We start from the raw sequence: 24738 nt of genomic DNA on the forward strand, positions 1-24738 counted from the left end.
GGTGATCCAATGAAAAACCCCTACCCGTTGCCGGTTGACCCATCTCAGGGCTTCACCCTCCCAACCCTGGATCCAAACGATGTTTCCGGGCGGCTCCTTGATGCTGTTTTTGGCCCTGGTTGGCACTCCCTGCAGGCTGGCGGAGGTGCAAGTTCAGGCAGCAATGCAGCCGTTTCAATGATTCTGCCAATCTTTGAGCAACTGAATTGGTTGGGAACGAGCATGACCATTTTTTTGTTCGTTTGGATTTATACAAACGGAATGATTGGCACGGCGCACGAGGGTAAGCCGCTTGGACAACGTTACCACACACTTTGGGTCCCGGTGCGCGTTTCGTTTTCTCTCGGAATGGTTGCACCGGTAGCAAAGGGTTTTTGTCTTCTCCAAATTGCAATATTGTGGGCAGTCGCTTTTTCAATCCAATGTGCGAATTGGGCGTGGTTCGTCGCCCTGGACTACCAGGAAAAGCAAGTTGGGCAGATCGTGGCCACACTGCCGCCGAAAGTGGCAGAGCAGGCAAACAACCTGGCCAAGACAATCTTTGTGACTCAAGTCCATCAAGAATATTGGTCGCAGAATTACAGCAACCCCGACAATCCACTGTATTTTCCATTCAAGGGCAACAAAATTTATGAGCGCCGTGAGGAAACGCGAGACGGGCGCAAATACGTTCTTTTCGTTTGGACTGCCCCGCAAAACACAAACATACGTGACACCGAAATGGGCTACATCAGAATGCCGGTTGTGGCAGATTCGAATATTCAGGTCGCGCATGAACAGCTCATCGCAAATCTTGTTTCTCGATGCTATGACATTGCAAAAAATTATGTCGCAGATGAGCCGTTTTCTGTTTCTCCTCAAAAAATGCTGTGGCTCGCAGCAGACTCTTATAAAAAAGAACTTCGACAATACATGGCCGACTATTACGCCGCCGAAGTACCGGAAAAAAGGAAGGAAGCCTTTGCTGACTTCAAGGAAGAGGCCTTGTGGCGTGGCTGGGTAAGCGCCGGCGCGTATGCTTGGACCATGTCAGGGTTCCTGGAGGGTCTGAACCAGGATCTGAAAATATTCCCCTCGGCATTCAAGCCTGGCTATCGGGGAATGGGCAGTGGGCCAGACAAAGGCTTGTCGGTCATGCTGTCCAGGGCCGGGAAAACGGCTAATGAAGCCTTCGACATGAGCGTAGCCAGCGAAGCCGGCAAAGGCGGCAATGAAGAAGGTACTTTGTCAACGATGTTCAATGAGTTTTTCGGTGGCATGGTCAAGAAGGTGATCCGTGGCATGAATTCCGGAGATCCTGTTGTGTCGATGAGTGAAGTCGGCCACACCCTTATATCAATTGTGCACGTCTACATTACCGGAGTCGTGGCCATCAAAGCGGGATCTTCAGCAGTTAAACAAGCATCAGACAATGGTTTGATTGGAAAGATCGGAAATTTCCTTTCCGGAGGAATCTCCGGTTTTTTAATTGAGGCAGGAAACAAGGTCGTACAATTTCTTGGAGATTTCGCCATTGTTGGAGTAATTCCAATCTACCTTGCAGGCCTGGCCATGGCCTTTCTTCTGCCGGCGCTGCCGTTCGTTATTTGGTGGGGGGCTGTTATTAGCTGGCTGATCCTGGTCATTGAAAGTTTGGTGGCCGCTCCTCTTTGGTGTGTCGCCCATGCAATGCCAGACGGCGAGGGATTCGCCGGTCAGCACGGAAGAACTGGATACATGCTTCTCCTGAGCGTCCTCCTGAAGCCAATCCTCATGCTGCTTGGCTTGCTCTTCGCCCTCATCATCATCGCAGTTATAGGGCCGATTATCGCTGAAAGCGCAGAGATCATCATTTCGAGCGCTCCTATGTTGCCGGGAGGCACTGAACGGCACATAGGGTTGCCTGGCACGATCTTCTATATCGTGTTCTTTTGTGGGTTCATTTTGTTCATTGTGAACCGTCTCTACCAGCTCATCAATCACCTTCCGGATAACATCATGCGTTGGCTCGGCTCGATGGGAGCTGGAGCGCAGTTGATGAATGGGGCCGAGGATCACATGCGAGGATCCACGAACCAGGTCTTTGGGGTCTTCTCAACGACCGCGCATGCCGTAGGAGGTGGTGGGTCACCATCGGAGTCTGAATCGAAGTCAGGGCAAGACGAGGATGCGTCTTTGAATGAGAAATCGGAACGGGACTTTAAAACAAATCCGCTGAAAGGGCGTTAATAAAGAGGGGCGAGTTTATCTCGCCCCTCTTTATTTCATTTCCAACTTTGAGCGATGCCTATAAAAATCTTCATCAAGTTGTCTTTGAGAAACCTCTATTCCATGATTGTTCAGATATTCATGAAACATGTTGGTCATAGCATCAATTGTTAAAGTCGCCTCATCTAGCTCTTCGTCCAGTTTACGGATTCGCTCTCGGTATGCTTCTTCGGTTTCACGATGCTTCTGGAGAATCTTATCAGTCGCCTTTTTGTTGTAGCCCTTCTTGATTACAGGCTGACAGCTCCCAAAACCGAAGAGGCCTGTGTTTCTGGTCATATCTGACTCCTTACTTCACCGATGTGGCTGAAATACACTGTTCATTTGACTCTAGGCTCTCAAGGGCGTGTGCAGCAAGTAAGGCGATAACTTGAGCCTTAGGGCCTATTGTGTATTTGTCGAGTTTTGCAGCAAGGTCGGCAGGGATTGGGACATTCACGTTCTTCACGTTCTTTCGGGGCCCCTGGCCATAAACCATCACCAAAGGTGCTCGCTTCCCCATGCGGTTCTGCAGTTCGATTTGGAGACTTTTAACCGGAGGCTTCCCTTTTGCTCCGGGACGTCCCTTCTTAATGGCTTTCTTCTTATCCGTTTCTGCTGCGGCTAGGTCGTCGATCTTGGTGTCGCGACCGCTTTGTTCTTTTTCTAACCAATCGAATTCGTCAGACATTTAGATAAACTCCAATCAAAAATATTAATTGGTATTTTTAATCTTTTTTTTGGGCTTTGCTAGGATTCTTTTGATTTCCATTCTGGCGTCTTTAATAGCGTGGGCGGAGTTCAATGCTTCGTCAAAGATCGTGCGTCCTTTGTTCATGGCCACCCTGTAAACAGCACGATTTCTAACGACGCGTATATCTTCGATACCTAGCGTCTTTCTTGCTTGATTGTAGGTTGCCCTATCAACAGCGCGCCTGAAGTCGCAGTCATTAAACACTGTGATGACTTGTGCTGAGTTCTGCAAAGCCCTCATCGCTTTCAGCCCAGCCTGCATGTCAGGCCGACTTGGCCGCATTGGAAATACGACAAGAGGTGAATCTGGGAGTTCTCCGTACCCAGGAGGATGATCCAAGATGAGGAAGCTAGCCCCAGTTTTCGGGATCTCGGCACGAACTTCGTAAGGGAGATGGTTGTCTTCTGCTAGCATGGATGCTGTCCCTTGAGGATCTAAGTCTGCATAGATCACTGACTTTCCGCTGCAGGTAAGAGCAGCAGCTATATTGAGCGCAATTGTCGTTTTACCGACTCCACCTTTTGGATTCCAGATTGAAATATTAATCATATAACACTCTGATAAAATATAGTTTTAGTTAATTTTTATATAAATTATATTAATTAGTATTTTTTGTCAATATGGTGCAGTGTCAATATGTCACAGGGTGCCAACTAAGCACTTTCTTTTTTGCAAAGGGTTAGTGGACTTGACCTGGGTTATATGGTTCCATGTTTGGAAGTAATGTATAGCTCACATAATTATATCGATTGTCGGCAGAGTCAGGTCAAATCAACCTTTTTCTGTATCGTGGCATTGATTGCTGTAGCCATAGCCATTGATACCATTCCAATTTTTGCTTTGCTGTTTTCAGTAGTCTGGGCTGTTATCGCCCCATTCGTAATATGCAGGCTTGGACGGATGTTCTTGCCGACCTCATTGTTTTATTCAGCGTTTTTCTTGTGGTTTGGTATCTGTGATTATTTTGATTCTGTGCGAAATAGTGAGATCGAAACCGCAAGTAGAACAAATGACATCTTTGCCCAGATTGACTTCGCAACGAGTTCTCCATTTTACAGCAATGATTGGATTGTCGGCTCTGTTGCTGGGGTGTTGTTCATAGGAATGCTTGTGGCATTTATGTGGCCAACAAGGCTATATCGGCGGTGGGTATAATCTGGAGGGGCTGTGTTAGAGGTACGAAATGTTCTGGAACGGGCTGAGGATGCCGTCAACGCCTTGAAGGCTGGTGATGCTTTGAACTGGGAGTCTCTTTGGGTGAATGCTGTGGTCTGTTTGAGGTCCGTCGGTCATGTATTGGATAAAACAGACAGTAAGGCCAGCAAAGCTACCGGAAGAATTATTGCTGTAAGCGCTCAATGAACCCCTTATTACAGCAATACCCCATCAATGCCATGATGCCCTTCAGATCAAGGAGGAGCATCCATGGCCAAGACATCCCGAAAACAGAGAAAGCCCCATTAATCCGACTTTTGGCGTAAGTATGTCGATGGTTGGCGGGCAAGCAAGCTGACGCAGGCCGAATACTGTCGCAGGCACAAGCTCTCGGCAGGCGCGTTCTGGTACTGGAAGCGGCGTTTCCTTGATCAAAGCGAAGAATCCTCTCCCATCAACAAGCCGGACATCGTGCCCATCCCGGTGCAGCAGTTCACCATCAAGGAAGTCTGGCAGCCTATCATTTTGTATGCCTCAGGCTACCAGGTAGAGCTGGCAGGCGATTTTTGCCAGGCCACACTCGTTAAGCTCCTTGAAACACTTGGCCGGTTCGCATGATCTTGCCTTCAAGTACACGGGTCTACCTCGTGCTGGGTTCGACGGATTTACGCAAAGCCATCATCGGCTTGTCTCTCCTTGTCTCCGACATTCCAGAGATAGATGTTTTCAGCGGACAACTGTTCGTCTTTTGCAACAAAAGCCGGACGCTCATCAAAATCCTCTGCTGGGATCGCAACGGATTTTGTCTGTGGCAGAAGCGGCTGGAGAAGTATCGCTTCTTTTGGCCCGAGTGCAGGGAGCATACTCTGGAACTTGGGACACGTGAGCTTTCGTGGCTCCTTGAAGGACTCGACCCCATGCAGATGCAGGGCCATCCGAGTCTGAAATATTCGACAATTTTTTTGACTATTGCATCTATATTTCAATATATTATGTATACATATTTCCCATGAGCAACGCAGTCCTACCAAGTGACCCTAAGGCATTGAAAGCCATCCTTGCCGACCGGGACGAATACATTTCGGAGTTGCAGGAGCAGGTCCGGTGGTTCAAGGCCGTCACTCATGCGGCATCTTCCGAGCGCCGGATCAAACCCACCGCCAATGATCGGCAGTATTCGCTGTTCGACGAGGCGGAGGCTGTTGCTGCGGAGTTCTTGAAAGCCGACGACAGCAGCGTCTCCGCACCCAGTCATACCCGCAGGAAGCAAGGTCGGCGTCCCATCCCGCCAACTTTTCCCCGTGTGGAAGTTGTTCACGACCTGCCCGAAAAGGACAAGACATGCCCTTGCGGCTCTCCTTTGACCCTCATCGGTGAAGAAGTCAGCGAAAAGGTGGGCTTCATTCCGGCCAAAATTCGGGTAGTGCGCCACGTCCGGCCCAAGTACGCCTGTCGCGAGTGCGAGGGAGTGGAGGACGACGATCCCACCGTGAAGATTGCCCCCATGCCACCTAAGGGCATCGCTAAATCTGGTCTCCTGGCCTATGTCCTGGCATCTAAGTTTGTGGACGGGGTGCCGTTCTATCGCCAGGAGCGCATGTTCGCCAGATTGGGACTGGATGTCTCTCGGAGCACCATGTGCGGCTGGGCTTTGCGGGCTGCCGAAGCTTGCGAGCCGATCATGGATATTCTACACGAAGAGATTATGTCTGGGTCGGTCCTGAATTTGGATGAGACCACGGTGCAGGTGTTGAAAGAACCTGGCCGGAAGAACACGAGCAAATCGTATATGTGGCTCGCCCGAGGCGGACCTCCTGGAAAACCCGGCGTACTCTTTCATTACTCGCCCTCGCGTTCCGGCAAGATTGCCGAAGAGCTGGTGCGCGATTTTTCCGGCTACCTGCAAATCGACGGGTATGCGGGCTATAACGCCCTTGGTGAGCGTGAGGGCATCATCCATGTGGGCTGTATGGGGCGCACGTGCGGCGCAAATTCATGGACGTGCTCAAGGCCGGGACGAAGAAACGCGGCACGACTCAGGAGGTGGTCGATCTCATTGTTCAACTTTACGGACTGGAAAAACAGACCCGGCAAGCGGGTTTTGATGCGGATCGTATCCTGGCCATGCGTCAGAACCAGTCCCGTCAGATCATGGACACCATCAAGGCCTTGCTTCTGGAACGGGGACAGACCACGCCGCCGAAAAGTCTCCTCGGCCGCGCCATCTCTTATGCCTTGGGGCAGTGGGAACGGGTTGAAACGTATCTTGAAGACGGCATCTTGCTACCTGATAACAATCTGGCCGAGAACGCCATCCGCCCCTTTGCGGTTGTTCGAAAGAATTGGCTTTTCTCCGTTTCGCCCAGAGGCGCAGCGGCAAGCGCAGCGTTGTTTAGCCTGGGCGAGACTGCGAAGGCCAATGGGCTGGAATCGCTGCGATATCTGCACTTTTTCTTTGAAAGACTGCCGGGCATGAAGTCCGATGACGAGAGAAGAAGCTTGTTGCCGCAGTATCTTGCCGCTGAAGAGTTGGCGTGATAACAGGATGTGGAGGCTTGGAAGAGGTCAAAAAGTTTACGCTTACTCAGAAAAACTAAAAACAGTTCGCGGTCGGGTTTGATTGGGATATTCCTGCCAACACATCCTGATTACGGAAATATGCGGTTCAAACAAAAGACAATTCCAAAACGATTGTACCTAAACTACGAATGTGATTACGCAAACCTTTACGTTATTTCGCTCAGAGTTATTGACACTTCAGGCCAAGCTAAAGACATACACAAAGATGCTAGCTGATATGGCTGGTGTTGAGGATTTGACAGAGATGTCTTGAGTAATGAGTTAAATATAAACCATTCCCATTATTGTGCAGACAAAAAAAATGGACAAATGAACCGCATCCTGATCTTTGTCGTAGCCACCATCCTGCTCCTCCTACCCATCACAACCCTCGCAGGACACCTCCACCCCGAAGCGTACTACCAGGCCCAGTGGTGCGGAGATCACAACGGCACTATGGAGGTTGTTGTCGAGAGCGGGGCACGGTGTGACTGCCTGACAGCTACACATGCTGTCGAAGTGGGCTGAGGCAATCGGTCAGAGCCTTCATTACTCTGCCGAGACAGGTAAACGTGCTGGGATTGTGTTGATCATTGAGGACGAGGATAAGGACGCCTTGGAATATGGGCGTCTGGTTGATACGATTGTATATTGGAAACTGCCGGTGACGGTGTGGGGGATTAAATGAAAAATCTAGTCCTATGTTTTGTATTAGTCTTTGCGATTTTTGGTATAGCAAATTCAGGCAGCGACTTAGGTGTTGGCGATTCAAATGGGTATATTAAAATTACAGATATTACTATTGATCGTGTTGATTACGGTGCAACTATCAATATAACATGTCAGCTATTAAAAAAAATTCATTGGCTTTCAGACGAAGACGACTACACCATTCGTATTGATGAATACAACGAAAAGAATAGAGTTATTGAGACTTCACACCTAAGTTATTTCCGTAAAAATTTAAAAGAGGGTGAATACTATCAGTCTGCAATTTTTATCAAAAATAAAGTTAAAGATTTTAAATTATTTTTCAGATAATAAACCAAAGTATATAGCGATCATGACTGTCTGTTGTCTGGTATAGGTGTATGCGTTTGTTCGATGGCTGCATTTCGCCATCGCTGTATATCTATTTTTTTATTTATAAAATTGAAGCAACATGAATCAGCTCAACGACCTCATCGACTACCTCACCAACCGGATGAGGATGTCCCACATCTACCAGCCGTTGATGATCCGCAGCTTGGTTGAGGCGGACGGCACAGCCACGATCCGGCAACTCGCCCACGCCTTCATCATCCAGGACGAAAGCCAGCTCAAATACTACGAGGACCGCATCAAGAAAATGCCCCTGCGGATTCTCAAAAAGAACGGTGTCATCGACCGCCAAGGCGATTTGGTGGCCCTAAAAACCGGCAAGCTGACATTCGAACAAAGGGCCCAGATCAAGATGCTCTGTGACCAAAAGATGCAGGAATTTATCGTCAAGCGTGGCCTAAGCATCTGGGACTACCGACTCTTGGACACGCCTGTGAGCGGCAGTGTCTACTACGAGGCGATGAAAGAATCTGGCGGCCGATGTGCTCTGTGTGGGGCGACCAAGGACGAAAGACCTTTGGACTTGGACCATATCATCCCCAGATCCAAGGGTGGAAAATCCACCAAGGACAATTTGCAGGTACTCTGCTCCCGTTGCAACCGCACCAAAGGCAATAAGGACGACACCGACTTCCGCAAGCTCAAGCAGATCGATAGCTTGCCTGGGTGCAAGTTCTGCTTCACCGAGATCAACCCCGCTATAGTAGTCGAAGAGCACAACTCAGTGTTCGCTATCCTTGACAAGTATCCAGTATCTGAGGGGCATCACCTCATAATTCCCAAACGGCATGTGGCTGACTGGTTCACCATGACTACTCAGGAACGCCGGGAAGGCGAAGAGTTAATCCGGGTGCTCAAAAAACGTATCGAAATCGCTGACAAAACGATTACCGGTTTTAACGTGGGTATGAATACTGGCGAATCTGCCGGGCAGACGATATTCCATGCGCACATCCACCTTATTCCTAGACGAGATGGGGATACACCGCATCCTCGTGGCGGGGTGCGTGGGGCTATCCCCGAAAAAATGGACTATGGAGATTAGCCGGAGTTGATCCTGGCTAGTCGGTCTGAAATAAGTCTTTCAAAGGCACTTTCAACACGTGAGCTATTTTCTCAAGCGTCTCGGTAATCCTCCCATTTCTAGTAGTCTTGAAAAGTAGAGGCTACGCTACCTCGGCCAGTCTTGCCCTTGGGGGGATCCCCCCAAGGGCAAAATGCGGCCGTTCATTGTTGTATGTCCAAAGCCACTTGGTGGCATGATTCTGGACCTCTTGTATGCTTTCAAACAAATACTGGTTGAGCCAATCATAACGCACAGTCCGATTAAATCGTTCAACATATGCATTTTGCTGTGGCTTGCCTGGCTGGATGTAGTCAAGTCGGATACCTTTTTTCTTCGCCCTGGCCTGAAGACGATGGCTGATATATTCAGGCCCATTATCACAGCGAATAGCCTGTGGCATACCACGCCATTCAATGATTTGTTCCAAGGAGCGGATCACCCGACCGGCTGGCAATGAAAAGTCCACTTCGATGCCCAAGCCTTCCCTGTTAAAGTCGTCAATCACATTGAACAATCGATAGCTGCGGCCATCCCGCAACTGGTCGTGCATAAAATCCATAGACCATGCTTGGTTGATCGCCTTGGGTTGAACAAGCGGTTGCGGCTTCTCGCGCACTAACCGTTTTTTAGGCTTGATTCTCATGTTTAATTCCAATTCACAGTAGATGCGGTACACACGCTTGTGATTCCAGCCAAACTTTTTGACGTTACGCAAGTACAAAAAGCACAGGCCAAATCCCCAGTTGCGCTGATTCGTAGTCAGACGAATCAACCAATCCGCCACACGTTCATTCTCAGCCGACAGTTTTGGCTCGTATCGGTAACATGTCTGGCTGATATCAAAGGCTTCGCAAGACTGGCGAATGTTTAACCTCTTCCCTTTCACGGCTCTTTTGGCCATCTCGCGGCGACGAGACGGCCTTACCAGTTTTTTGCAAGTGCCTCGGCAACGATTTCGGCTTTGATTTTTTCGTCGGCATACATGCGCTTGAGCATTTGGTTTTCTTTTTCCAGCTCTTTCATACGTGCCATAAGTGAGGCATCCATGCCGCCGTACTTGGAACGCCATTTATAAAATGTAGCGTTACTCATGCCGTGCTCCCGGCAGAGCTGGGCCACGGGCACACCATTTTCGGCCTGCTTCAAAATATTCAAGATCTGACTGTCGGAATAACGGGACTTCTTCATGTAAAATCTCCTGCGTTGTCTTTACGAGAAAATTCTACTTTTCAGAACTACTATTTTTCGGGGGGATTACCATCTGGTTTACGCCATCTTCCTTCATCAGTTGTGCTCTTCCAGACTTTTTCGACTTTGATACTGCTAAAAGACGGGTCGACTTCAAGGCACTTGTACACAAAACCTTTCGTCTGTTTGTGTGCATGGCTTTCTCTCTGGCCATGAAAGCGCCTGGCCCTAATTTGCTCTTGTGAATATTCATGCTTTTCCATCCATCTGCAGGGCCAGTGCGCAAAGAATTGCCCTTGCCTTTCTACGCCGGATTTGAGGTAAATCGGAGTATGGCAAAGAGGACACAGATAAAGAGGAGCTCCTCGTAGTTTTGCTGTTTTGAGTTCTGTTCGAAGTGTTAGGCCGGTATGGTCGTCTTTCACCACATCACGAGCGGGGATCTCTTTCCCTGTCTTAGGGTCGTAAATCACGTCAATAAGAGAGCCTTTTTTAAAGCCATATGACGACATCTTTTCACCTGCCAATGGACAGAGTTAAACTCAATAGATTTTACACAATCCGATATGTTTCGCTAGATGTCTGTTGAAATAGAAAATCGTCAGTTTAATCATCATCACTTCTGGTAGACACAACGAACGCAACCGGATGGTGATCAGAATACCGCATTCGAAATCCCTTGTGGTTGTAAGGATTACCCGGGAAAACTCCTTCATTCGGATCCCACAATTCACCCATAGCATTTACCAGGTCGACAACCTGAAAGCGGTTGTCGCTCAGCTCCTGGGCGCTATACGCAGTATTGTAAATCACATGGTCATATGGCTTAGGGCCGTTGGGGTTCGTGTTGGTAGGGATGCAATCGCCATTCAGTGACGCATAGCCTGCCGGCATGATGCCGGCCAGCTCCTCACAGTCCTCGATGTTCATGTCCCCCAAGATGACGTAATCTCTTTCCTGGCTCTTCTGACCGTCAATCCACGCAAACATAGATTCAAACTCATGAGCGCGTCTTGCAGTCTCCTTTTGGCTTCCCCCGGGCTGCAGGTGTACCGAGATGAAAACAAGATCGGCATTCCCGGCCCGGAAAGGGAATGCGTAGGGAACACGTTCATAGTCCGGATGGTCTGAACGGTCATTGGCCAGAAATCCGTGCGGGAGATCCGGCGCCGGAGAAACCTGCAGGGGTTTGTAAAAGGCAACGAACCATTCGGTGGCAGAGGAGGCCTTGTGGTTCTCGGGGCCTGTCCCGGTATCTTCTTCGGAGAGGACGTAGGAGAAACCGCGGGATGCCATGGCGTCAAAAAACTCCTTGGATTCCGCGTCGGCCTTGTAGGGTGAGCCATCTGGATATGTGCCGGAAATAGGAGGGGCGACGAGCTCCTGGACAAAGACCAGGTCAAACGGCTCCAGGAGCGTTGCCAAGCTCTCATCGTCCTTGTTTTTGAAGTGCCCCAGAAATTGGATATTGAAGGACACTACTTTCAGGGAGTCGGCATATCCCAAAGTCCCGGAAAGAAGAAAAGCGAGTGAGAGCACTGTAGCCAGTGCTATCCGCTGTATGTGTGTTTTAAGAGGCATGGCAGATCTCCGTTAAGTACTGGAGGGGAGGGTAGATTATCAAAGAATCACGACTGTTGTTGATTAACAAGAAAGGCATTAATTTTGAAGTCTACTCAAAGTTAAAAAAAAAGGGAAAAGCAAAAGGGCCAAACTCCGAGAGAATGGCCCTTTAGAATGTGCTGGTTATGCAGTTATTCGATGATTGTGATATTGCAATCTTTCAATGATTCCTGCGCGTAGTGATGGATGTTAATAAGTGGGAAAATAAAATTGCCAAATCCTGCAGACGCAAGAAAGCCGGTTACAGCGCTTCTAAGATAGGGAAGCAATAACGTGGGAATGTGAAATTTCACCAACTTTTCTTCAATCGCCTTGTCAGCAAATCGTTCCTCGGTTGAAAAGGTGCCAACTATGCCTGCGTCTAGCTTCACCAGCTCTAGATCTTTGTCCCTTTCTGGGACTTCTTCTTTGGGGATAGTTAGAGCTAAGCGGATATCAAGGCCACCAAGATAGACCCCTCTCTTTACGAAGTAACTCGGGACACGAATTTTGAAGTCAATCTCCCATGCACTGGGATCTATAACGGATTGATCTTCAATCAACTCAACAAAAGGCTCAACGTTGAAAATAAACTTATCAACTTTGAACGAATTGAACTTGAAATCGGACCTTATGCTGCCCATTTGTAATCCATCCCGTCGTCTTCAATCGCGTAAGTCCTGTTTGTCTCAATATTGAAACTGATTTGAGACTCATACAGGTGGTAATGCTCAATAGAGACACTAAGATCAATGAAGGTTTTATAAAAGGATTTATTGGTAACAATTTTTTGGATAAAATCCTTATTAATGCTTGCAGACTGGATAAACGGTCTTTGGTACATCAAGTTGCAAGAGTATTTCCCCTCGTTTTGATAGTAACGATTGCCATCCACAAAGGCATTTGCTTCAACTAACATTGACGCAAATTCGCCATCACGGTGATCAGCCAGCGCTGCATTGAACTCATCGGTGTCCATTGACATCAAAGAATCAAACGCCTCGTTGATAGCGTTCTTCAAAGCATCATTAGACATTTTAGCACCACTCTTTATTTTTAATACTTATTAAATCAATGTCTTTAACAATGTAACAGTAGGGAAAGCCTAGTATCATTGTGTTATAGGTTGGTAGAAATTCCGGCTTAGGAGGGTTTATAGCCTTTCCAATGACTTTGAAAGCCACGTTTGCTTTTTCCTCTACGGTCTTAATAAAAAAATCGTATAATGCTGCAAGGCGCCCTCCAGTATTAACTCCTTTGGCCTGCGCAAGCTTATACACTTTGACCTTCGTGTCATCGTCCTCCAAGTTGAAGAACTCTGTTTCATCCAATGTCATGGATGCAAAAATTATGACACCGTTTTGATTCTCATCGCGCCGATAGCGTCCCTCGCTATAGCACTGATTGTACCACCCCTGTGCTAACTCGTTGGAATGAAGGCTGCTTTTCCAAAAATAGACACCTGTTCCTCCTCGACCAGGACGGTCTGGCATCTGAAAACCTGTCTCAGCGATCTGTCTATAGCGAGTAACGGTTGTTCCGTGGGTACCTTCAAGTGTCATCATTGTCATAATTTTAACAGTTCAATTTGCAATATTCGTGATTAAGACACCCAGCAAGAGTTAATCATATCGGAATAGAAAAGCAACCGGTTTATATTATATGGATTTTTAGATTAGTTCTAGACACTGAAAATGCACCGAAGAAACGCTTCGCTCCTTCTTGAGTCTGCTCTAGTCGATAAATGATATTAACTCAAGCCACATATAATAGCTATCAATTTTGAGAAAGAGCCCCTTTCTTCTCATCATTGGGGGCTTATGATTCAATGGGTTTTTTCGGTAATCGTTTAAAAAAAGAACCCACCGCCCCTCAAAGATATTACAGGCTCTTAGTCCTGGGGCGGTGGGTGTTGTCCATGTGGATGTGAGAACCTAAATAGTCTCGTATTTGTTGTCAACAATACCACTAGACTGAGCCCCATCATCCGTTTGACCTTCTTGAATTTAAGGCCTATATAGATCAATGAATGAATATTCAAATAAGGAGAATCCATGCCTGGAGCATATGCACATCTCACTATGGTCAATAGATTCAAGACCCCTCAATCTCTTGAGGGTGTTCAGGGCTTGCCACCTGACAAAGCCTACCAGGTAACGCGTTGGACCCGTTTTGTGGAGTTGGGGGCAGTCAGTCCGGATTACCCATACCTTTCTGTTATGGACGACGACGCCAAAGTTTGGGCGGACGCCATGCATTACACCAACGTCGGCGACCGGCTTAAAGCCGGTATCGAGGTCCTCCGGGATTTGGCTCCTCCCGTCCAGGACAAGGCCTTCGCCTGGCTGCTTGGTTTTTCTTCCCACATTGCCATGGACCTGACCATACATCCCATTGTCGAGCTGAAGGTCGGTGAATACGCAGAACACGCCGCTGAGCACCGGACGTGCGAGATGAATCAGGATGTCTTCATCTTCGATGAGATGAATTTCGGGCCGCTGGCCTTTGCGGAGTTCATTGACGCTGGCATAGGTCGCTGTAATGCCCCTGGAGACGATGAGTTGATTGATCCGGACATCAAGCAGATCTGGATGGAGATGCTCCAAAGAACCTCCACGGCCGCGGTGCTGGAGGAGACTCCCCCAGACATGGACAAGTGGCATCGCCGCTTCCGGACGATGGTCGACGACATCGCGGAAGAGACGCAGCGCTTGCCAGCCATTGCCCGTCACGCCCTCGCTGGCACAGGCGCGGCCTACCCGATTCGGGAAGAGGTCGACGACACATTCATAATAGGTCTTGAGACTCCTGATGGTGGACGTATTGACTATGCGCAGCTCTTCGACAAAGCGCAGGGCAGCGTTGCCCATCTTTGGTCCCTCGTGGCCAGGGGGGCCTTCGGGATCGACAACGAGTATGAAACAGCCATCCACAACTGGAATCTTGATAATGGCAGGCGTCCGGACGGGACGCTTGAGTTCTGGAGGTCATAAATGCAACGGAAAGCCATAATCCTTATCCTGCTCACGTTCCTCCTGATCGGCTTTGCCGGTTTTGGTTGTGCTGGCCAACACGACCAAGCAATGTACAGCTTGTCGGTCGAGCTCAACAAGCTCACGACCGCAGCCGAAGGATATGAACACTACATGAAACCCGATCCTGGCATGAGTGACGAAGAGTTCCTGAAAAATGCCACGGAGCATGATCCTGGACTTCTGAAACCCTTTGAGAGTTACAAGCTCAACGTGGAGCGGCAGGATGGGCACGTGAGCATCCTTGTTTGTACTCCGGATGGCCACCAGGCCCTCTTGCAAGACGTGGGCTGCACGAATCAATTTGACCAGCACCTTTGGCAGTCTGAACCGGCTATCCCCTGTGAAAGTGTCCAGGACGGATTCTCTGTCTGTGGTGCTAATTGAGGATTTAACACAGTATGACTGATTGGAATTCCAAATTCGAGACTTGGGGAAAGCCGCCGAGCCAGAGTGAAAAGGATCGATGTGACAATGCCGTTGTCGCGATCAAAAAGGCGATCAACAACTACGACGGATTCAAGGATAAGGATGTCAGGGTGTTCCTCCAGGGATCGTATCGCAACAATGTGAATGTGAAGCAGAACTCCGATGTCGATATTGGTGTATGCTGCCACAACACTTTTTATCCGGACTACCCTGAGGGAATGGGCGCCGAAGATTTCGGTGTCGAACCAGCCACCTATTTAAGTGGCGATTTCCGTCAGGATCTTCACAATGCGCTTGTTTGGCATTTTGGAACAGACGAGGTTGCGAACGGCAACAAAGCCTTTGATATCAAATCAAACACCTATCGTGTTGAGGCTGACGTAGCGCCATTTATGGATCACCGACGCTACAGCCCCAACAAAAGTTATCTCAAGGGTGTAACCCTTATTGAAAAGAGTGGTGGGCTTGGAACCGTCAACTGGCCTGAACAACATTATGACAACGGGGTCGAAAAAAACAAAGCGACTGGCGGCAAGTACAAACAGTTGGTGCGGGTGCTCAAAAAGCTCTCCCTGGAGATGGAAGCCGAGGGCAACGCAACAGCTCGTGTAATACCGGGATTCCTTTGCGAATGCCTCATGTGGAACGTTCCGAATGACAAGATCACCGGGAAGACTCTCTACGAAGGCCTGCGTGAGTCCATCGCCTACCTCTGGAATGCGATAAAAGACGACAAGCATACGGAATGGGGCGAGGTCAGTGAATTGAAGTATCTTTTTCGAACTGGCCAGAAGTGGACCGCTGAACAAGCGAAAGACTTCCTCTATGATGCATGGAATTACGTGGGGTATAAGTGATGCCCCTGAACATCAGAAGTGCGATCATCCTCCTTGCCCTGATCTCCATTTCGGCCTTTGTATGGATAGCCACCTTCACGGGGGCGGACATCTCAAAGCCGTTCGAGGTGTTCACGGTCGCCTCCAAGGTAGTGACCATAGACACAACCCTGGCGCTGGTGTTTCTGTTGTGGGCCTGGAAATGGCCCATGTTCCGGTGGGGAGGTTGGCTCGTGCCCTACCCCAACCTGAACGGGACGTGGACCGGATACATCTATTCCGACTGGCAGAATGAAAACGGCGACAAGACGCCGCCGATTCCGGTCATGATGACGATCAAGCAATCCTTCCTGAAGCTGAGCTGTGTCATGCGCACAGGCGAGATGCGAAGCGATTCCTATTGCAGCACATTCAAGATCGACGGTTCAGAACAGATCAAGAAGCTGATCTACGTGTACAACAGCCAGCCGCGGCCGTCGGTCCGAGGACGTAGCGAGTGTCATGAAGGAGCCATTGTGTTCGAAATCGTAGAGAAGCCCGAAGTCAAATTGAAGGGGCAGTACTGGACGGCACGTAAGACGACCGGAGAAATCATTCTTGACTATCATGGCAAGGAGATCCTGGACGATTTTCCAAGGGATTTTGAAGATCACCCCGTAACAGAGCCAGAGAACCAGAGGTAAACTACAAGAATTCGCCTATAGCCAAGGCCTGGTAACTTTCATTGAGATAAGTTTAGAGTGAAAGGAAGTTATGGCGACAAATGAATACAACCACTAGACTTGCAGAGGATGTGTATTGTCATTTTGCTTGGAGGTTGAATGCTTAGAGAAGCAACGCGTAGGGATTTTGATTTTATTTTTTCTCAGATCATCGAAGGGGCAGAGCATGGCCATTATGATAGAAAGATAGCCAATGATTCTAAAGCTGCAAATGATATGAATCGTGAACTTATGTCTATCATAGACAAGCAGCAGCGAATTGGTGGGATGAGTGCAAAAGCCTTAGTTTATGAAATCGAAAAGTGTCCTGTTGGATTTGTTGTTGTTTCATCAGTGGCTGCGAAAAATGGGATAGAGCTTTTGATGGCTGGAATTGAGGCGAGGCATAGAAGGAAAGGTCATGCAACGGCAATGATAAGACAGGTTGTTGATGAGTATAGAGGGCATAATGTCGTTTTATTAGCTAGGTGTGCACCGGAATCAGAATTTATGTTCAATATTCTCAAGAAGATTGGATTTGGTCATAAAAATACCGGTACGAATGGCTTTCGTGGTTTAGGCTATCTTGTCTAGTTTCGTTGATCTTAGTTCCTAACGATTTGCAGATTGTCGCGATTATTTTTGTGTATGAGTCTGCGTCGGAATAGCGCCGCTTATGAAGATACTCCATGAAGAATTTTTGAAGAGCTTGAGGGATGAATTGGGCGAACGGCAGGATAAAGCTGATGAAATACTCGATAAGTTAAATGACGAAAACTTCCTGTTGGATTTAACGAAAGATTTGTCTGCCGATGTCAAGCGCAGCTTATTAAAATATGTTGAGCAAGGACTTGAGGAGAACAAGGAGCAAACAAAGCAGTTTGTTGAAAAGAATTATAATCGTTGGAGAAGTGGATTCGACCTACTCGAAAAATTGATTTTGATATGCATTGATTCCGGCAATACTTTCAAGGACGATTACTTTGGGGATAAAGAGGAAATCCATAGTTTTTATGCCCATATTGTAGTCAGATTACATGCAAGATCGTGTCGTATTGCAAATGAAATCATGTGATTACTGAAGTCGGGATATGCGGATGCGGCACATGCTCGGTGGAGAGCTTTGCACGAAGTCACTGTTACTCAGCTATTTATTTCAAAGCATGGAGATGAGTGTGCTCAACGGTATGTTGATTATGAACTAATAGAGTCTTACAAGGGGATGTGTCAGCATAAAAAATATGAGCACCGCCTACAGGAGAAAGCTCCCGATGACAGTGAGATCGAGCTGTGTAAGAAGTACGTCGATGAGCTCACTGAAAAATATGGGAAAAGTTTTAAAAAAAGCAATATGGATGGGCTTTGCCGTTTGTCCATAAAGGCAAGGGCGGAAATTTTTCTGATTTAGAAGAGGACGTTAACCTTGACCACTTTCGTCCATATTATAAATGGGCAAGCCAAAGCATTCATGGTGGACCCAAAGGGCTTATGAGTCGGCTTGGACTCTGTGAAGCAGGGACAGACATCCTACTCGTTGGGCAAAGTGATTCGGGCATGACCGACCCTGCGCATTCGACGGCTTTGAGCTTAGTTCAGGCGACAACTAACCTTTTGGGGTTGGAACCGACAATAGATCATTTGGTTGTGACGATGATCATAGGCGATATGGCACATGAAATAGGGAAGGCATTTATTGAAATTGAGAAAGATGTGAAAAGTCTTTCTGTAGATACCTGGTCATAAATCCACAATTAAATGGCCCAAAAATGAATCACTTTGGGTTAGCGCTTTGCGCCCGCCAGTCTTTCTGCCAGCTTATTTGCCCTTAAATGGCTATACCGTGCGAGCATTTGCATTGACTTGTGCCCCGATATCATTTTGATCTCCATGGTGTCCAAATCTGTATTCTCAAATAAACGCGATATGGCCTCGTGCCTTAGGTCATGGAAGCGAAGGTCCACTATCTCTGCGGATTTAACGGCCCGTCTCATGTGGCCAGTAATCTGGTCTGCTGAAAGCTCGAAAACTGAGCCTTGGATTTGCCTGGGGAGTCGTTTGAGAATATCAATGGCTGTCGGGGAGAGTGGGATAGTTCTTTCTTCAAAGTTCTTGGTTTCAGCCAGGTAGAGAGAGGAGTTCTTCAAATCAACGCCAGTCCAATCAAGGCCGGCAATCTCAGCTCGCCTCATTGCGGTCTCAAGGGCGAAACGGATGATCGGCTTGAATTTGTCAGAAGCGTGTTCAAGCAATTTTTCCTCTTCTCCATCTTCTAGGCGCCGGGTTCGATTTTGACCCGTTTTGGGCTTGTGGGCTAATTTGGTGGGGTTGACTAGGGACTCCATGCCCCAGTCTCGACGCGCAACCTCAAAGAGCTTCGAGAGAAGAGCCAAATCTAGGCGGATGGTGTTCCCGACAACGCCTTCGGCTTCGCGCTCCTTAATGAAGGAAGCAATTTCTTTGCCGCGGATTCTGGCCAGGAAGAGTCTGCCGATGTCTCTATCCTTGATCGCATTGGCTCTGTCAGTTTCCCGTTTTGAGTGCTTTAGCCGAATTTTGATATACTCGTCGATGTAGCGCTCAATGGCTTCGGCTAGAGTGGTTCCTTCAGCTGCTTCCCTGGATACGAAAATACCTTTGTCCATTTCGGACTCGATGTCTCGCGCCCATTTGTCAGCATCGCCTTTGCGTTTAAAGGTCTTGCTTTGTGGCTTGTGTCCCTTGCGCCGAATGCGGGCTACATAGCGACTTTCGTTTTTTCCCTTGCTGTTGACGAATTTCTTTTTCCAGATTGTTGCCATTTGTGACTCCTTTCAGGTGTGATTTTTAATCATGGTGTCAATCAAATGTCAATTTGGCGGACGCAAGAAAAGGACTTATGGAATAATTATCCATAAGTCCTTTAATTTATTGGTGCCCGGAGTGGGGGTCGAACCCACACAGTATTGCTACCGAGGGATTTTAAGTCCCTTGCGTCTACCAATTTCGCCATCCGGGCAAATGGGGGATTATCTGTATCCCGGCCGGGCCGGGGCGTCAATGTTCCCTCAGTCGACCATACTCAGGTAATTTGCATACAAGCGCGGGCTGACGCGGCTGAACTGGTCGAAGTCCGAGATGATCTCAAGGCCCGGGATCAGGGCCCGGACAACCGGAATGTCGAGGTCCTTGCGGGTCAGGTCTGCGTAACAGGGCGTATAGCCGTTGGCCGTCAGCGTGTGCTCCAGCACCATGAGGTCGCCGTCCGCGCTGCCCGTTGCATGGTCGGGCAGGTCTTCCAGCTTGCGCGTGGGCAGGTCGGCCGGGGCCAGTGCGCTGGGCGGACCGGGGAAAGGGTACGGTGTTTCGGTCATGGCCGAGATCAGGGCGCGTTTGCCGCTCAGGTCTGCGCCGGTGCCGGTGTTTATGTCGCCGCGTTGTCCCGTGACAATGGCTTTGTAGCAGGGGATTCCGGTTTCCGGGGTCATGTCCATGAACCAGACGTGGATGCCGGAAAGCATGTAGTTGCCGAGCAGCTTGCTGATTTCCGGGTCGTCGCTGGCAATGCGGAAGCAGCGTTTTGGATCAAAGGGTGTGGTGGCTGCACAATCGCGTTCCACGGCTTCCAGCAGGCCGGAGACTTTTGCTTCTGCCAAGGTGTTGCCCGAAGCCAGCCCGGTGGACCCGAGCGCGCTGAACAGGCTTTGCTCGTCGCAGTTGCAGAAAAGATAGGCGAACTGCACCGGGATGAGCATGGGCGCGGGCGTGCCGTTTTGATCCGGCGCGGTCCCGGGCATCCACCAAAGCTTTTGGCCTTGATACGGCACTTCAAGGCCGAGGGATGCGGGATCGAGTGCGGGTTGGTCAAGCTCTTCATAGGCTGCGTGCGTGAGCGGGTATTCGTTTTTACAGCCGAGTATGCCGCGCGAACCGATGTTGGCATAGGATGAAAAGCGTTCGGCCATTTCCATGGAATAGGATGCCGTGGCCTGTTGTTCGTTCAGGCCGCGGCCATAGCTTGTCTGCATGCCTTGCAGGGTGTTGTTGTGGCGACCGTTGGATGTTTTTGTTGTGAAGCTCCAGTGTCGCAGCCGGGACACCGGGCTGAGCGCTGCCTTGTGAGCCATGGCCGGACCAAGAAAGGCGTCGGCCTTGCCCAGCGCGTCCAGTGCGTATGCAATGGTCTCTTCGAGAGGCTTGCGCTCCTTGGCGGGAGGAAGTTTGTCGGCCAGACGTTGGCGTATCGTTTCCACCGTCGTTGATTCTGTCTGTTGGGGCTGCGGCAGGTCGAGCGGTTCGATTTCCGCTTCCTGCGGCGAGAGCAGCGGTTGGTGATGAAAAATGTTGTTTCTGAAGAGGGAAGTCCATTTGCGGTGCAGGGGCTGGTCTTCAAGCAGGTGCGAACGGATATGGATGGACGGCGAGTGCTGGACCAGTTTCCTTGGGTCGATATCGTTGAACATGGGCAGGTATTTTGCGAGCCGTTCATGGGAAATGCAGGCCTCGAACAGCAGCGTTGTCAGCACCGGATCGGATTGCCCATTGTCGCGGACACATTCAACGATGAGTTTTTCCACCTTGCGGGGACGGTGTTTTCCCAGCGCCTGCAAGGCGAATTCGTGCAGATAGTCGTCCAACGGGGTAGCCCTGAGTTGGGCGACCATTTCGGAAAAGCTCAGGTTGGGACCGGGCATGGCCGCAAAGCAGCCCACCCCGGATTGCGTGTCCATCAATTGCAGCTTGTAGAGCATGAATACCCCCTGCAGCGGTTTGAAGAATTGTTCGTCATGACGGGATTCGGTTCAGATTGTGAACGAGTTTTTCGACCATTGGCAGCATGTCGCGTGCAATGGCGGCCACGCCGTCCTCGTTGGGATGCAGTCCGTCCATGAGGGTGAGCATGGAGTTGCCCAGATACGGGGCAAGGATATCCGGGTAGAGCGGAACCGAGTGGCGCTTTGCAAGGCGCTGAAAAATGGGGTTGAATTCCTTCCGGTAGTCATTCGGTATTTCCGCAACGGCCCGGATGCCCACGAGCAGAACCGGTGTTTTCGTTTTTGCAAAGGCCGACAGCATGGTGTCGAGATTGCGTTCAACAATGTTCACCGGTTCTTCAATATAAAAGTCGTTGGCCCCGAATTCCAGGATGACTGCGGAAGGCGGGTTGGCTGCAACGAAACCCAGCACTTTGTCGATGCGGGCAAGGCCGTCCGCAGAGGTGTCGCCGGATACGCCGAAGTTGACGGCGTTGACGACAATGCCCTGTTCAGCAAGGAGTTGCTGGAGCACGGCCGGAAGCGCATGTCGGGAAGACAGCCCGTATCCTTCACTGAGACTGTCTCCGAAAACGGCCAGTGATTCAGTGGTGGCACTCATGATCAGCTCTCGATCCAATCCTTGATCTTGTCGGCTTCGGCGTCCCAGCCTTTGTCCAGTCGCACCTTGAGGAAGACCGCGAACACGGTGTCCAGCATGTCGAGGCATTTTTCCAGCAGATAGATTTTTTCAAGGAATTTGGCGTCCGGATCGTCGCCTTCCTCGTCCTTGGTATTGATTTTGGGCGTCTTGAAACCGCTCAGGGAAAAGTCGTCGGCTTTGAGTTGCACGAACCATTCGTCCTGATCCATTTCAAAACGAAGTTGGGCGCGTTGCACCTTTTTTCCTGTACGAAGTCCGGTTTTGGCTTCGGTCAGTTCGCCGCGCGGGCTGCTGACGGAAGCTGTTTCCTTGCCTTCGCCTTCGCCGCCTTGCACGGAAATGCGTTGTTCCATGTTCACGTGAAAGGTGTGGTTGTCCCTGTTGGTGAACAAGGGTGATTCCGACTCGGTCTTGAACCAGAGCCAGGTCAGAAAGTCCTGTCCGATGAGGGTGTTTTCGCGTTCCACCAGTGCCAGATCCATTGTGCGCCTCCTATATGAAAATGGTGGGGTCGAGGTTTTCGAGTTTGCCTGCCGCGTCTTCGCCAAGGATTTCCATAGCCAGGAAGAACGGCGTGAGCGGTTCGATGTGGAGGTCGAAGGTCAGGGTGAAGTAGTCCTCGAATAATGCGCAGGCCTTGGCGTTTGTCGTGTCGATGTATATCCGGTTGGAGGCCGGGTCCCAGATGATATCGAACACGGCGGGGATGGGCAGGGACTTTGCGCGCAAACGCAGGGTGACCTGTTCCTTGATTTCCCGTTTGCGGTCGCGGGAAACGAAGTTTTTTCCCTGTTCCTTGGCTTGTGCCAGTTCCTTGTTCAGGGCGATGGTGAAATGCTTTTTGAGCACGGCCGGCTGGATGCGTCGGGTGTCCAGCCTGAGGGCAAATGTGAAGTAGTTGGCCTTTTCCGGAGGCGATTGCACCCACTCCATGTCGAGCATGTCGTCAAAGTTGGTCCAGCCGAAAGAACGCTCCTCGGCCGTGTTGTCGATGTCGATGAATTTGAACTGCTTCAGTTTTTCGGGAAGCTCGCGGAGAAAGTCGTCGGAAACTTCCTCGATGACCCGATAGCGGGTGAGTCCCGTGCTGGCGGAAAGAATGCTCAAGGCCGTGGCCCTCCGTTTCGTTGCTCATGAAAATGAATGGAATCATGGGTAGAATCATTCGCTTGTGTTGTCCAGTGAATTTGATTTGATCATGGAGTTGGTGCTGAGGACTTGCGGCGTGGCGTGAGGGCTACTATATACAAGGCAAACAGGAGAAAATGTATGCGTTCTCTCGATATTTATGCATTTTTATTGCAGCGGATCAATGCGGTTCACGATTTCGAGAAACTGGCCGAAGCCGAGCTTGGCAGCGAGGGGCAGCAGGCCTACGAAAGAGTGATGCGCCAGAAGGCAATGTTACTGGCCAAATTGGCCGACGATGCAAGGGAGCGTTTTCCTGATGCGGATGAGTGGGTACTTGACGGGTTGGAGCGTTTTTCAGCCAGTGCCCGCAATTCCTTGAAAATCGGGAGTGTCTTTTACATGTCCGCCCTGTTGTACCCGGAGGACCACAAGCCCGGACAGCCCAATGATCTTGAAGTGTTTGCAGAGAACCTTAAGGAATGATGCCTAGGCTGGCGGCTTCCATTCCTCGTCCCGTTTGCGTTGCCGCTTTTCCGCCATTTCCTTCTGTCCGATGACCACGAGTTCGTGGATTGCGTCTTCCTGATGTCGGTCCATGGCCAAGAATTGGCAACCTACCACGCCTCGGTCATGACGCATTATCTTGCAGGGCACCTGTTCGGCCCGGATGTTTTTCTTGTAGACGATGTCCAGTTTGATCTTGACCCCCAGCTTCAATCTGCGGCTGGTGTATTTGAAACCGATTCCCAGCGCGCTGATATCCACTGATTCCAAAAGGCCGCCCAATGGCTCGCAACGAATCTTCAGCCCGTCGAGCGATACCCGGAAGGCCTTGCGGCGGCTGGCCTGTTGTGCCTCCTGGTCCACGGATATGCCAAAACCGAGACTGTCCTCATCCACGGGAGCGGAGGTGAACTGCTTTGCCGGTTTCTTGTTTTTGGCGGTCTTCAGCTTGATGTTAGCCAGCAGTCCGGTTTTCTTTTTCTTCTTTTTCTTTGGTGTGGTTTTGACGTTCAGGGTCGTTTTTTTTGCCTTGTTGTTTTTTTTCTTGGTTTTTGCCGACTTGTTACGAATGATTTCAGCATCTTTTGCAATCTGTTCAGCGTTGATTGCATCAGGGTCTTTGGACGTATGCTTGCCTTTGGCTGGTTTTGCCTTTCGGCGGGGGAAAAACGATGAAAACAAGCGTGTGAATTTCATGAGGCACCACGGTGAATGTTGGTTTTGGAAACCATACGTGAATTATCAACGAGTGTTCAAGTTTATTATATATGCAAATTATCATTCGTGGTTTCGCTGACGAAGGCTTGACAAATCTCATGATTCCGGGGAAAGAATATTTATTGTTTCAATGTCGAGGGTTGCGAATTTAGGAGGAGCATAATGATTGGCGAATTGCTTTCCGGCATGGCGCATAGCACGGGCCCCGGTTTTGTCGGGGTTTCCCTGATTTTCATTTATCTTGCTTGGATTGTGGTAATCGGTTGCATTCGTGTACGCGAGGCCATGGCCGCAGATCATCACTAGAAACGGTTTTTTTGTACAAACGCAAGGCGCGGTTTCC

Annotated in this window: 27 protein-coding genes, 1 tRNA gene and 3 pseudogenes; 15 read left to right on the forward strand and 16 right to left on the reverse strand. The window is 49.5% G+C overall.

Annotated elements, in window-relative coordinates; genetic code table 11:
- Positions 1-9 precede the first annotated feature (9 nt).
- A complete protein-coding gene (locus tag F8A88_RS04780) occupies positions 10-2208 on the forward strand; it encodes a DotA/TraY family protein (RefSeq protein ID WP_151149937.1) in 2199 nt (732 codons plus the stop codon).
- A gap of 30 nt (positions 2209-2238) precedes the next feature.
- Here F8A88_RS04780 and F8A88_RS04785 read toward each other — a convergent pair whose 3' ends face one another.
- The 3 genes from F8A88_RS04785 to F8A88_RS04795 are packed head-to-tail and all read right to left on the reverse strand — an operon-like array spanning position 2239 to position 3529.
- On the reverse strand, positions 2239-2526 hold the full coding sequence (locus F8A88_RS04785; RefSeq protein ID WP_151149938.1) for a hypothetical protein: 288 nt from the start codon (positions 2524-2526) through the stop codon (positions 2239-2241).
- Positions 2527-2536: 10 nt separating this feature from the next.
- The gene (locus F8A88_RS04790; RefSeq protein WP_151149939.1) at positions 2537-2917 is read right to left on the reverse strand and encodes a hypothetical protein; all 381 of its coding nucleotides are present in this window, start codon (positions 2915-2917) and stop codon (positions 2537-2539) included.
- A 24-nt stretch (positions 2918-2941) separates the two neighbouring features.
- Positions 2942-3529, reverse strand: a complete 588-nt coding sequence (locus F8A88_RS04795; protein ID WP_151149940.1) for a ParA family protein — start codon at positions 3527-3529, stop codon at positions 2942-2944.
- A 930-nt stretch (positions 3530-4459) separates the two neighbouring features.
- Here F8A88_RS04795 and tnpA point away from each other — a divergent pair.
- From tnpA to F8A88_RS04815, 5 genes and pseudogenes are all read left to right on the forward strand, one after another.
- Positions 4460-4753 (forward strand): annotated as a pseudogene (gene tnpA / locus F8A88_RS16095) (IS66 family insertion sequence element accessory protein TnpA); the annotation flags it as partial.
- A complete protein-coding gene (gene tnpB / locus F8A88_RS16100) occupies positions 4750-5148 on the forward strand; it encodes an IS66 family insertion sequence element accessory protein TnpB (protein WP_151149941.1) in 399 nt (132 codons plus the stop codon). The pseudogene tnpA and the gene tnpB, both read left to right, overlap by 4 nt.
- A pseudogene (gene tnpC, locus F8A88_RS16105) lies at positions 5145-6673 on the forward strand (IS66 family transposase). Before tnpB ends, tnpC begins: the two are co-directional and overlap by 4 nt.
- Positions 6674-7378: 705 nt before the next feature.
- Entirely contained in the window at positions 7379-7735 is a 357-nt protein-coding gene (locus F8A88_RS04810) for a hypothetical protein (protein ID WP_151149942.1), read from the forward strand.
- A 121-nt stretch (positions 7736-7856) separates the two neighbouring features.
- Positions 7857-8840 carry an HIT domain-containing protein gene (locus F8A88_RS04815; protein WP_241667342.1) on the forward strand — a complete coding sequence of 328 codons (984 nt, stop codon included), beginning with the start codon at positions 7857-7859 and terminating at the stop codon, positions 8838-8840.
- A gap of 121 nt (positions 8841-8961) precedes the next feature.
- Here the strand turns inward: F8A88_RS04815 and F8A88_RS04820 are convergent.
- The 6 genes from F8A88_RS04820 to F8A88_RS04845 form a co-directional block, all read right to left on the reverse strand.
- Positions 8962-10049, reverse strand: a protein-coding gene (locus F8A88_RS04820) for an IS3 family transposase (protein ID WP_151149943.1) whose coding sequence is annotated in 2 segments (ribosomal slippage) — positions 8962-9797 and positions 9797-10049 — 1089 coding nt in all. Because the reading frame shifts where the segments join, the coding sequence is not laid out codon by codon here.
- A 50-nt stretch (positions 10050-10099) separates the two neighbouring features.
- The gene (locus tag F8A88_RS04825) at positions 10100-10561 is read right to left on the reverse strand and encodes a DUF7830 domain-containing protein (RefSeq protein ID WP_151149944.1); all 462 of its coding nucleotides are present in this window, start codon (positions 10559-10561) and stop codon (positions 10100-10102) included.
- Between the two features lie 94 nt (positions 10562-10655).
- Positions 10656-11630: an endonuclease/exonuclease/phosphatase family protein gene (locus F8A88_RS04830; protein WP_151149945.1), complete on the reverse strand. Its 975-nt coding sequence runs from the start codon at positions 11628-11630 to the stop codon at positions 10656-10658.
- Between the two features lie 173 nt (positions 11631-11803).
- Positions 11804-12295, reverse strand: a complete 492-nt coding sequence (locus F8A88_RS04835; protein ID WP_151149946.1) for a protein-export chaperone SecB — start codon at positions 12293-12295, stop codon at positions 11804-11806.
- A complete protein-coding gene (locus F8A88_RS04840) occupies positions 12283-12687 on the reverse strand; it encodes a hypothetical protein (protein WP_151149947.1) in 405 nt (134 codons plus the stop codon). Before F8A88_RS04840 ends, F8A88_RS04835 begins: the two co-directional genes overlap by 13 nt.
- 1 nt (position 12688) lies before the next feature.
- Positions 12689-13216: a hypothetical protein gene (locus F8A88_RS04845; RefSeq protein WP_161598340.1), complete on the reverse strand. Its 528-nt coding sequence runs from the start codon at positions 13214-13216 to the stop codon at positions 12689-12691.
- Between the two features lie 489 nt (positions 13217-13705).
- Here F8A88_RS04845 and F8A88_RS04850 point away from each other — a divergent pair, with 489 nt between their 5' ends.
- The 7 genes and pseudogenes from F8A88_RS04850 (at position 13706) to F8A88_RS15950 (ending at position 18392) form a co-directional block, all read left to right on the forward strand.
- The gene (locus F8A88_RS04850) at positions 13706-14644 is read left to right on the forward strand and encodes a zinc dependent phospholipase C family protein (RefSeq protein ID WP_151149949.1); all 939 of its coding nucleotides are present in this window, start codon (positions 13706-13708) and stop codon (positions 14642-14644) included.
- Positions 14645-15070 carry a hypothetical protein gene (locus tag F8A88_RS04855; RefSeq protein ID WP_151149950.1) on the forward strand — a complete coding sequence of 142 codons (426 nt, stop codon included), beginning with the start codon at positions 14645-14647 and terminating at the stop codon, positions 15068-15070.
- Between the two features lie 14 nt (positions 15071-15084).
- Positions 15085-15969, forward strand: coding sequence for a nucleotidyltransferase domain-containing protein (locus F8A88_RS04860; protein ID WP_151149951.1), 885 nt, complete (start codon positions 15085-15087; stop codon positions 15967-15969).
- Positions 15969-16631 (forward strand): Cap15 family cyclic dinucleotide receptor domain-containing protein, encoded by a 663-nt coding sequence (locus tag F8A88_RS04865; protein ID WP_206666392.1) that lies wholly within the window; start codon positions 15969-15971, stop codon positions 16629-16631. Before F8A88_RS04860 ends, F8A88_RS04865 begins: the two co-directional genes overlap by 1 nt.
- Positions 16632-16769: 138 nt before the next feature.
- The gene (locus F8A88_RS04870) at positions 16770-17243 is read left to right on the forward strand and encodes a GNAT family N-acetyltransferase (RefSeq protein WP_151149953.1); all 474 of its coding nucleotides are present in this window, start codon (positions 16770-16772) and stop codon (positions 17241-17243) included.
- An 82-nt stretch (positions 17244-17325) separates the two neighbouring features.
- Positions 17326-17724 (forward strand): hypothetical protein, encoded by a 399-nt coding sequence (locus F8A88_RS04875; RefSeq protein WP_151149954.1) that lies wholly within the window; start codon positions 17326-17328, stop codon positions 17722-17724.
- Positions 17725-17772: 48 nt separating this feature from the next.
- Positions 17773-18392: pseudogene (locus tag F8A88_RS15950) on the forward strand (DUF5677 domain-containing protein).
- Positions 18393-18430: 38 nt separating this feature from the next.
- Here F8A88_RS15950 and F8A88_RS04885 read toward each other — a convergent pair.
- The 6 genes from F8A88_RS04885 to rdgC all read right to left on the reverse strand — a co-directional run bounded on the left by F8A88_RS04885 (position 18431) and on the right by rdgC (position 23150).
- Positions 18431-19447, reverse strand: coding sequence for a tyrosine-type recombinase/integrase (locus F8A88_RS04885; RefSeq protein ID WP_151149956.1), 1017 nt, complete (start codon positions 19445-19447; stop codon positions 18431-18433).
- A 110-nt stretch (positions 19448-19557) separates the two neighbouring features.
- A tRNA-Leu gene (locus tag F8A88_RS04890) sits at positions 19558-19644 on the reverse strand.
- A gap of 49 nt (positions 19645-19693) precedes the next feature.
- A complete protein-coding gene (locus F8A88_RS04895) occupies positions 19694-21376 on the reverse strand; it encodes a YcaO-like family protein (RefSeq protein WP_151149957.1) in 1683 nt (560 codons plus the stop codon).
- A gap of 34 nt (positions 21377-21410) precedes the next feature.
- Positions 21411-22001 carry an arylesterase gene (locus tag F8A88_RS04900; protein ID WP_151149958.1) on the reverse strand — a complete coding sequence of 197 codons (591 nt, stop codon included), beginning with the start codon at positions 21999-22001 and terminating at the stop codon, positions 21411-21413.
- A 2-nt stretch (positions 22002-22003) separates the two neighbouring features.
- Positions 22004-22525 (reverse strand): hypothetical protein, encoded by a 522-nt coding sequence (locus tag F8A88_RS04905; protein WP_151149959.1) that lies wholly within the window; start codon positions 22523-22525, stop codon positions 22004-22006.
- Positions 22526-22535: 10 nt separating this feature from the next.
- Positions 22536-23150: a recombination-associated protein RdgC gene (rdgC, locus tag F8A88_RS04910; RefSeq protein ID WP_151149960.1), complete on the reverse strand. Its 615-nt coding sequence runs from the start codon at positions 23148-23150 to the stop codon at positions 22536-22538.
- A gap of 162 nt (positions 23151-23312) precedes the next feature.
- On the opposite strand from rdgC, the gene F8A88_RS04915 reads away from it, so the two are divergent.
- Positions 23313-23657, forward strand: a complete 345-nt coding sequence (locus tag F8A88_RS04915) for a hypothetical protein (RefSeq protein ID WP_151149961.1) — start codon at positions 23313-23315, stop codon at positions 23655-23657.
- Between the two features lie 3 nt (positions 23658-23660).
- Here F8A88_RS04915 and F8A88_RS04920 read toward each other — a convergent pair whose 3' ends face one another.
- Positions 23661-24374 (reverse strand): PilZ domain-containing protein, encoded by a 714-nt coding sequence (locus F8A88_RS04920; RefSeq protein ID WP_151149962.1) that lies wholly within the window; start codon positions 24372-24374, stop codon positions 23661-23663.
- 183 nt (positions 24375-24557) lie between these two features.
- On the opposite strand from F8A88_RS04920, the gene F8A88_RS15855 reads away from it, so the two are divergent.
- Positions 24558-24701 carry a hypothetical protein gene (locus F8A88_RS15855; RefSeq protein ID WP_170283770.1) on the forward strand — a complete coding sequence of 48 codons (144 nt, stop codon included), beginning with the start codon at positions 24558-24560 and terminating at the stop codon, positions 24699-24701.
- The last annotated feature ends 37 nt before the right edge of the window (positions 24702-24738 follow it).

This window comes from Pseudodesulfovibrio senegalensis (genome assembly GCF_008830225.1).
Classification (GTDB): domain Bacteria; phylum Desulfobacterota; class Desulfovibrionia; order Desulfovibrionales; family Desulfovibrionaceae; genus Pseudodesulfovibrio; species Pseudodesulfovibrio senegalensis.

Coding starts and splice junctions, on each gene's coding strand:
- F8A88_RS04855 (WP_151149950.1), top strand. CDS start 14,645: ATGCAACGGAAAGCCATAATCCTTATCCTGCTCACGTTCCTCCTGATC.
- F8A88_RS04785 (WP_151149938.1), bottom strand. CDS start 2,526: ATGACCAGAAACACAGGCCTCTTCGGTTTTGGGAGCTGTCAGCCTGTA.
- F8A88_RS15855 (WP_170283770.1), top strand. CDS start 24,558: ATGATTGGCGAATTGCTTTCCGGCATGGCGCATAGCACGGGCCCCGGT.
- tnpB (WP_151149941.1), top strand. CDS start 4,750: ATGATCTTGCCTTCAAGTACACGGGTCTACCTCGTGCTGGGTTCGACG.
- F8A88_RS04810 (WP_151149942.1), top strand. CDS start 7,379: ATGAAAAATCTAGTCCTATGTTTTGTATTAGTCTTTGCGATTTTTGGT.
- F8A88_RS04845 (WP_161598340.1), bottom strand. CDS start 13,216: ATGATGACACTTGAAGGTACCCACGGAACAACCGTTACTCGCTATAGA.
- F8A88_RS04815 (WP_241667342.1), top strand. CDS start 7,857: ATGAATCAGCTCAACGACCTCATCGACTACCTCACCAACCGGATGAGG.
- F8A88_RS04920 (WP_151149962.1), bottom strand. CDS start 24,374: ATGAAATTCACACGCTTGTTTTCATCGTTTTTCCCCCGCCGAAAGGCA.
- F8A88_RS04780 (WP_151149937.1), top strand. CDS start 10: ATGAAAAACCCCTACCCGTTGCCGGTTGACCCATCTCAGGGCTTCACC.
- F8A88_RS04895 (WP_151149957.1), bottom strand. CDS start 21,376: ATGCTCTACAAGCTGCAATTGATGGACACGCAATCCGGGGTGGGCTGC.
- F8A88_RS04840 (WP_151149947.1), bottom strand. CDS start 12,687: ATGTCTAATGATGCTTTGAAGAACGCTATCAACGAGGCGTTTGATTCT.
- F8A88_RS04905 (WP_151149959.1), bottom strand. CDS start 22,525: ATGGATCTGGCACTGGTGGAACGCGAAAACACCCTCATCGGACAGGAC.
- F8A88_RS04870 (WP_151149953.1), top strand. CDS start 16,770: ATGCTTAGAGAAGCAACGCGTAGGGATTTTGATTTTATTTTTTCTCAG.
- F8A88_RS04830 (WP_151149945.1), bottom strand. CDS start 11,630: ATGCCTCTTAAAACACACATACAGCGGATAGCACTGGCTACAGTGCTC.
- F8A88_RS04835 (WP_151149946.1), bottom strand. CDS start 12,295: ATGGGCAGCATAAGGTCCGATTTCAAGTTCAATTCGTTCAAAGTTGAT.
- F8A88_RS04885 (WP_151149956.1), bottom strand. CDS start 19,447: ATGGCAACAATCTGGAAAAAGAAATTCGTCAACAGCAAGGGAAAAAAC.
- F8A88_RS04865 (WP_206666392.1), top strand. CDS start 15,969: ATGCCCCTGAACATCAGAAGTGCGATCATCCTCCTTGCCCTGATCTCC.
- F8A88_RS04790 (WP_151149939.1), bottom strand. CDS start 2,917: ATGTCTGACGAATTCGATTGGTTAGAAAAAGAACAAAGCGGTCGCGAC.
- F8A88_RS04875 (WP_151149954.1), top strand. CDS start 17,326: ATGAAGATACTCCATGAAGAATTTTTGAAGAGCTTGAGGGATGAATTG.
- F8A88_RS04860 (WP_151149951.1), top strand. CDS start 15,085: ATGACTGATTGGAATTCCAAATTCGAGACTTGGGGAAAGCCGCCGAGC.
- F8A88_RS04900 (WP_151149958.1), bottom strand. CDS start 22,001: ATGAGTGCCACCACTGAATCACTGGCCGTTTTCGGAGACAGTCTCAGT.
- F8A88_RS04850 (WP_151149949.1), top strand. CDS start 13,706: ATGCCTGGAGCATATGCACATCTCACTATGGTCAATAGATTCAAGACC.
- F8A88_RS04795 (WP_151149940.1), bottom strand. CDS start 3,529: ATGATTAATATTTCAATCTGGAATCCAAAAGGTGGAGTCGGTAAAACG.
- F8A88_RS04915 (WP_151149961.1), top strand. CDS start 23,313: ATGCGTTCTCTCGATATTTATGCATTTTTATTGCAGCGGATCAATGCG.
- F8A88_RS04825 (WP_151149944.1), bottom strand. CDS start 10,561: ATGTCGTCATATGGCTTTAAAAAAGGCTCTCTTATTGACGTGATTTAC.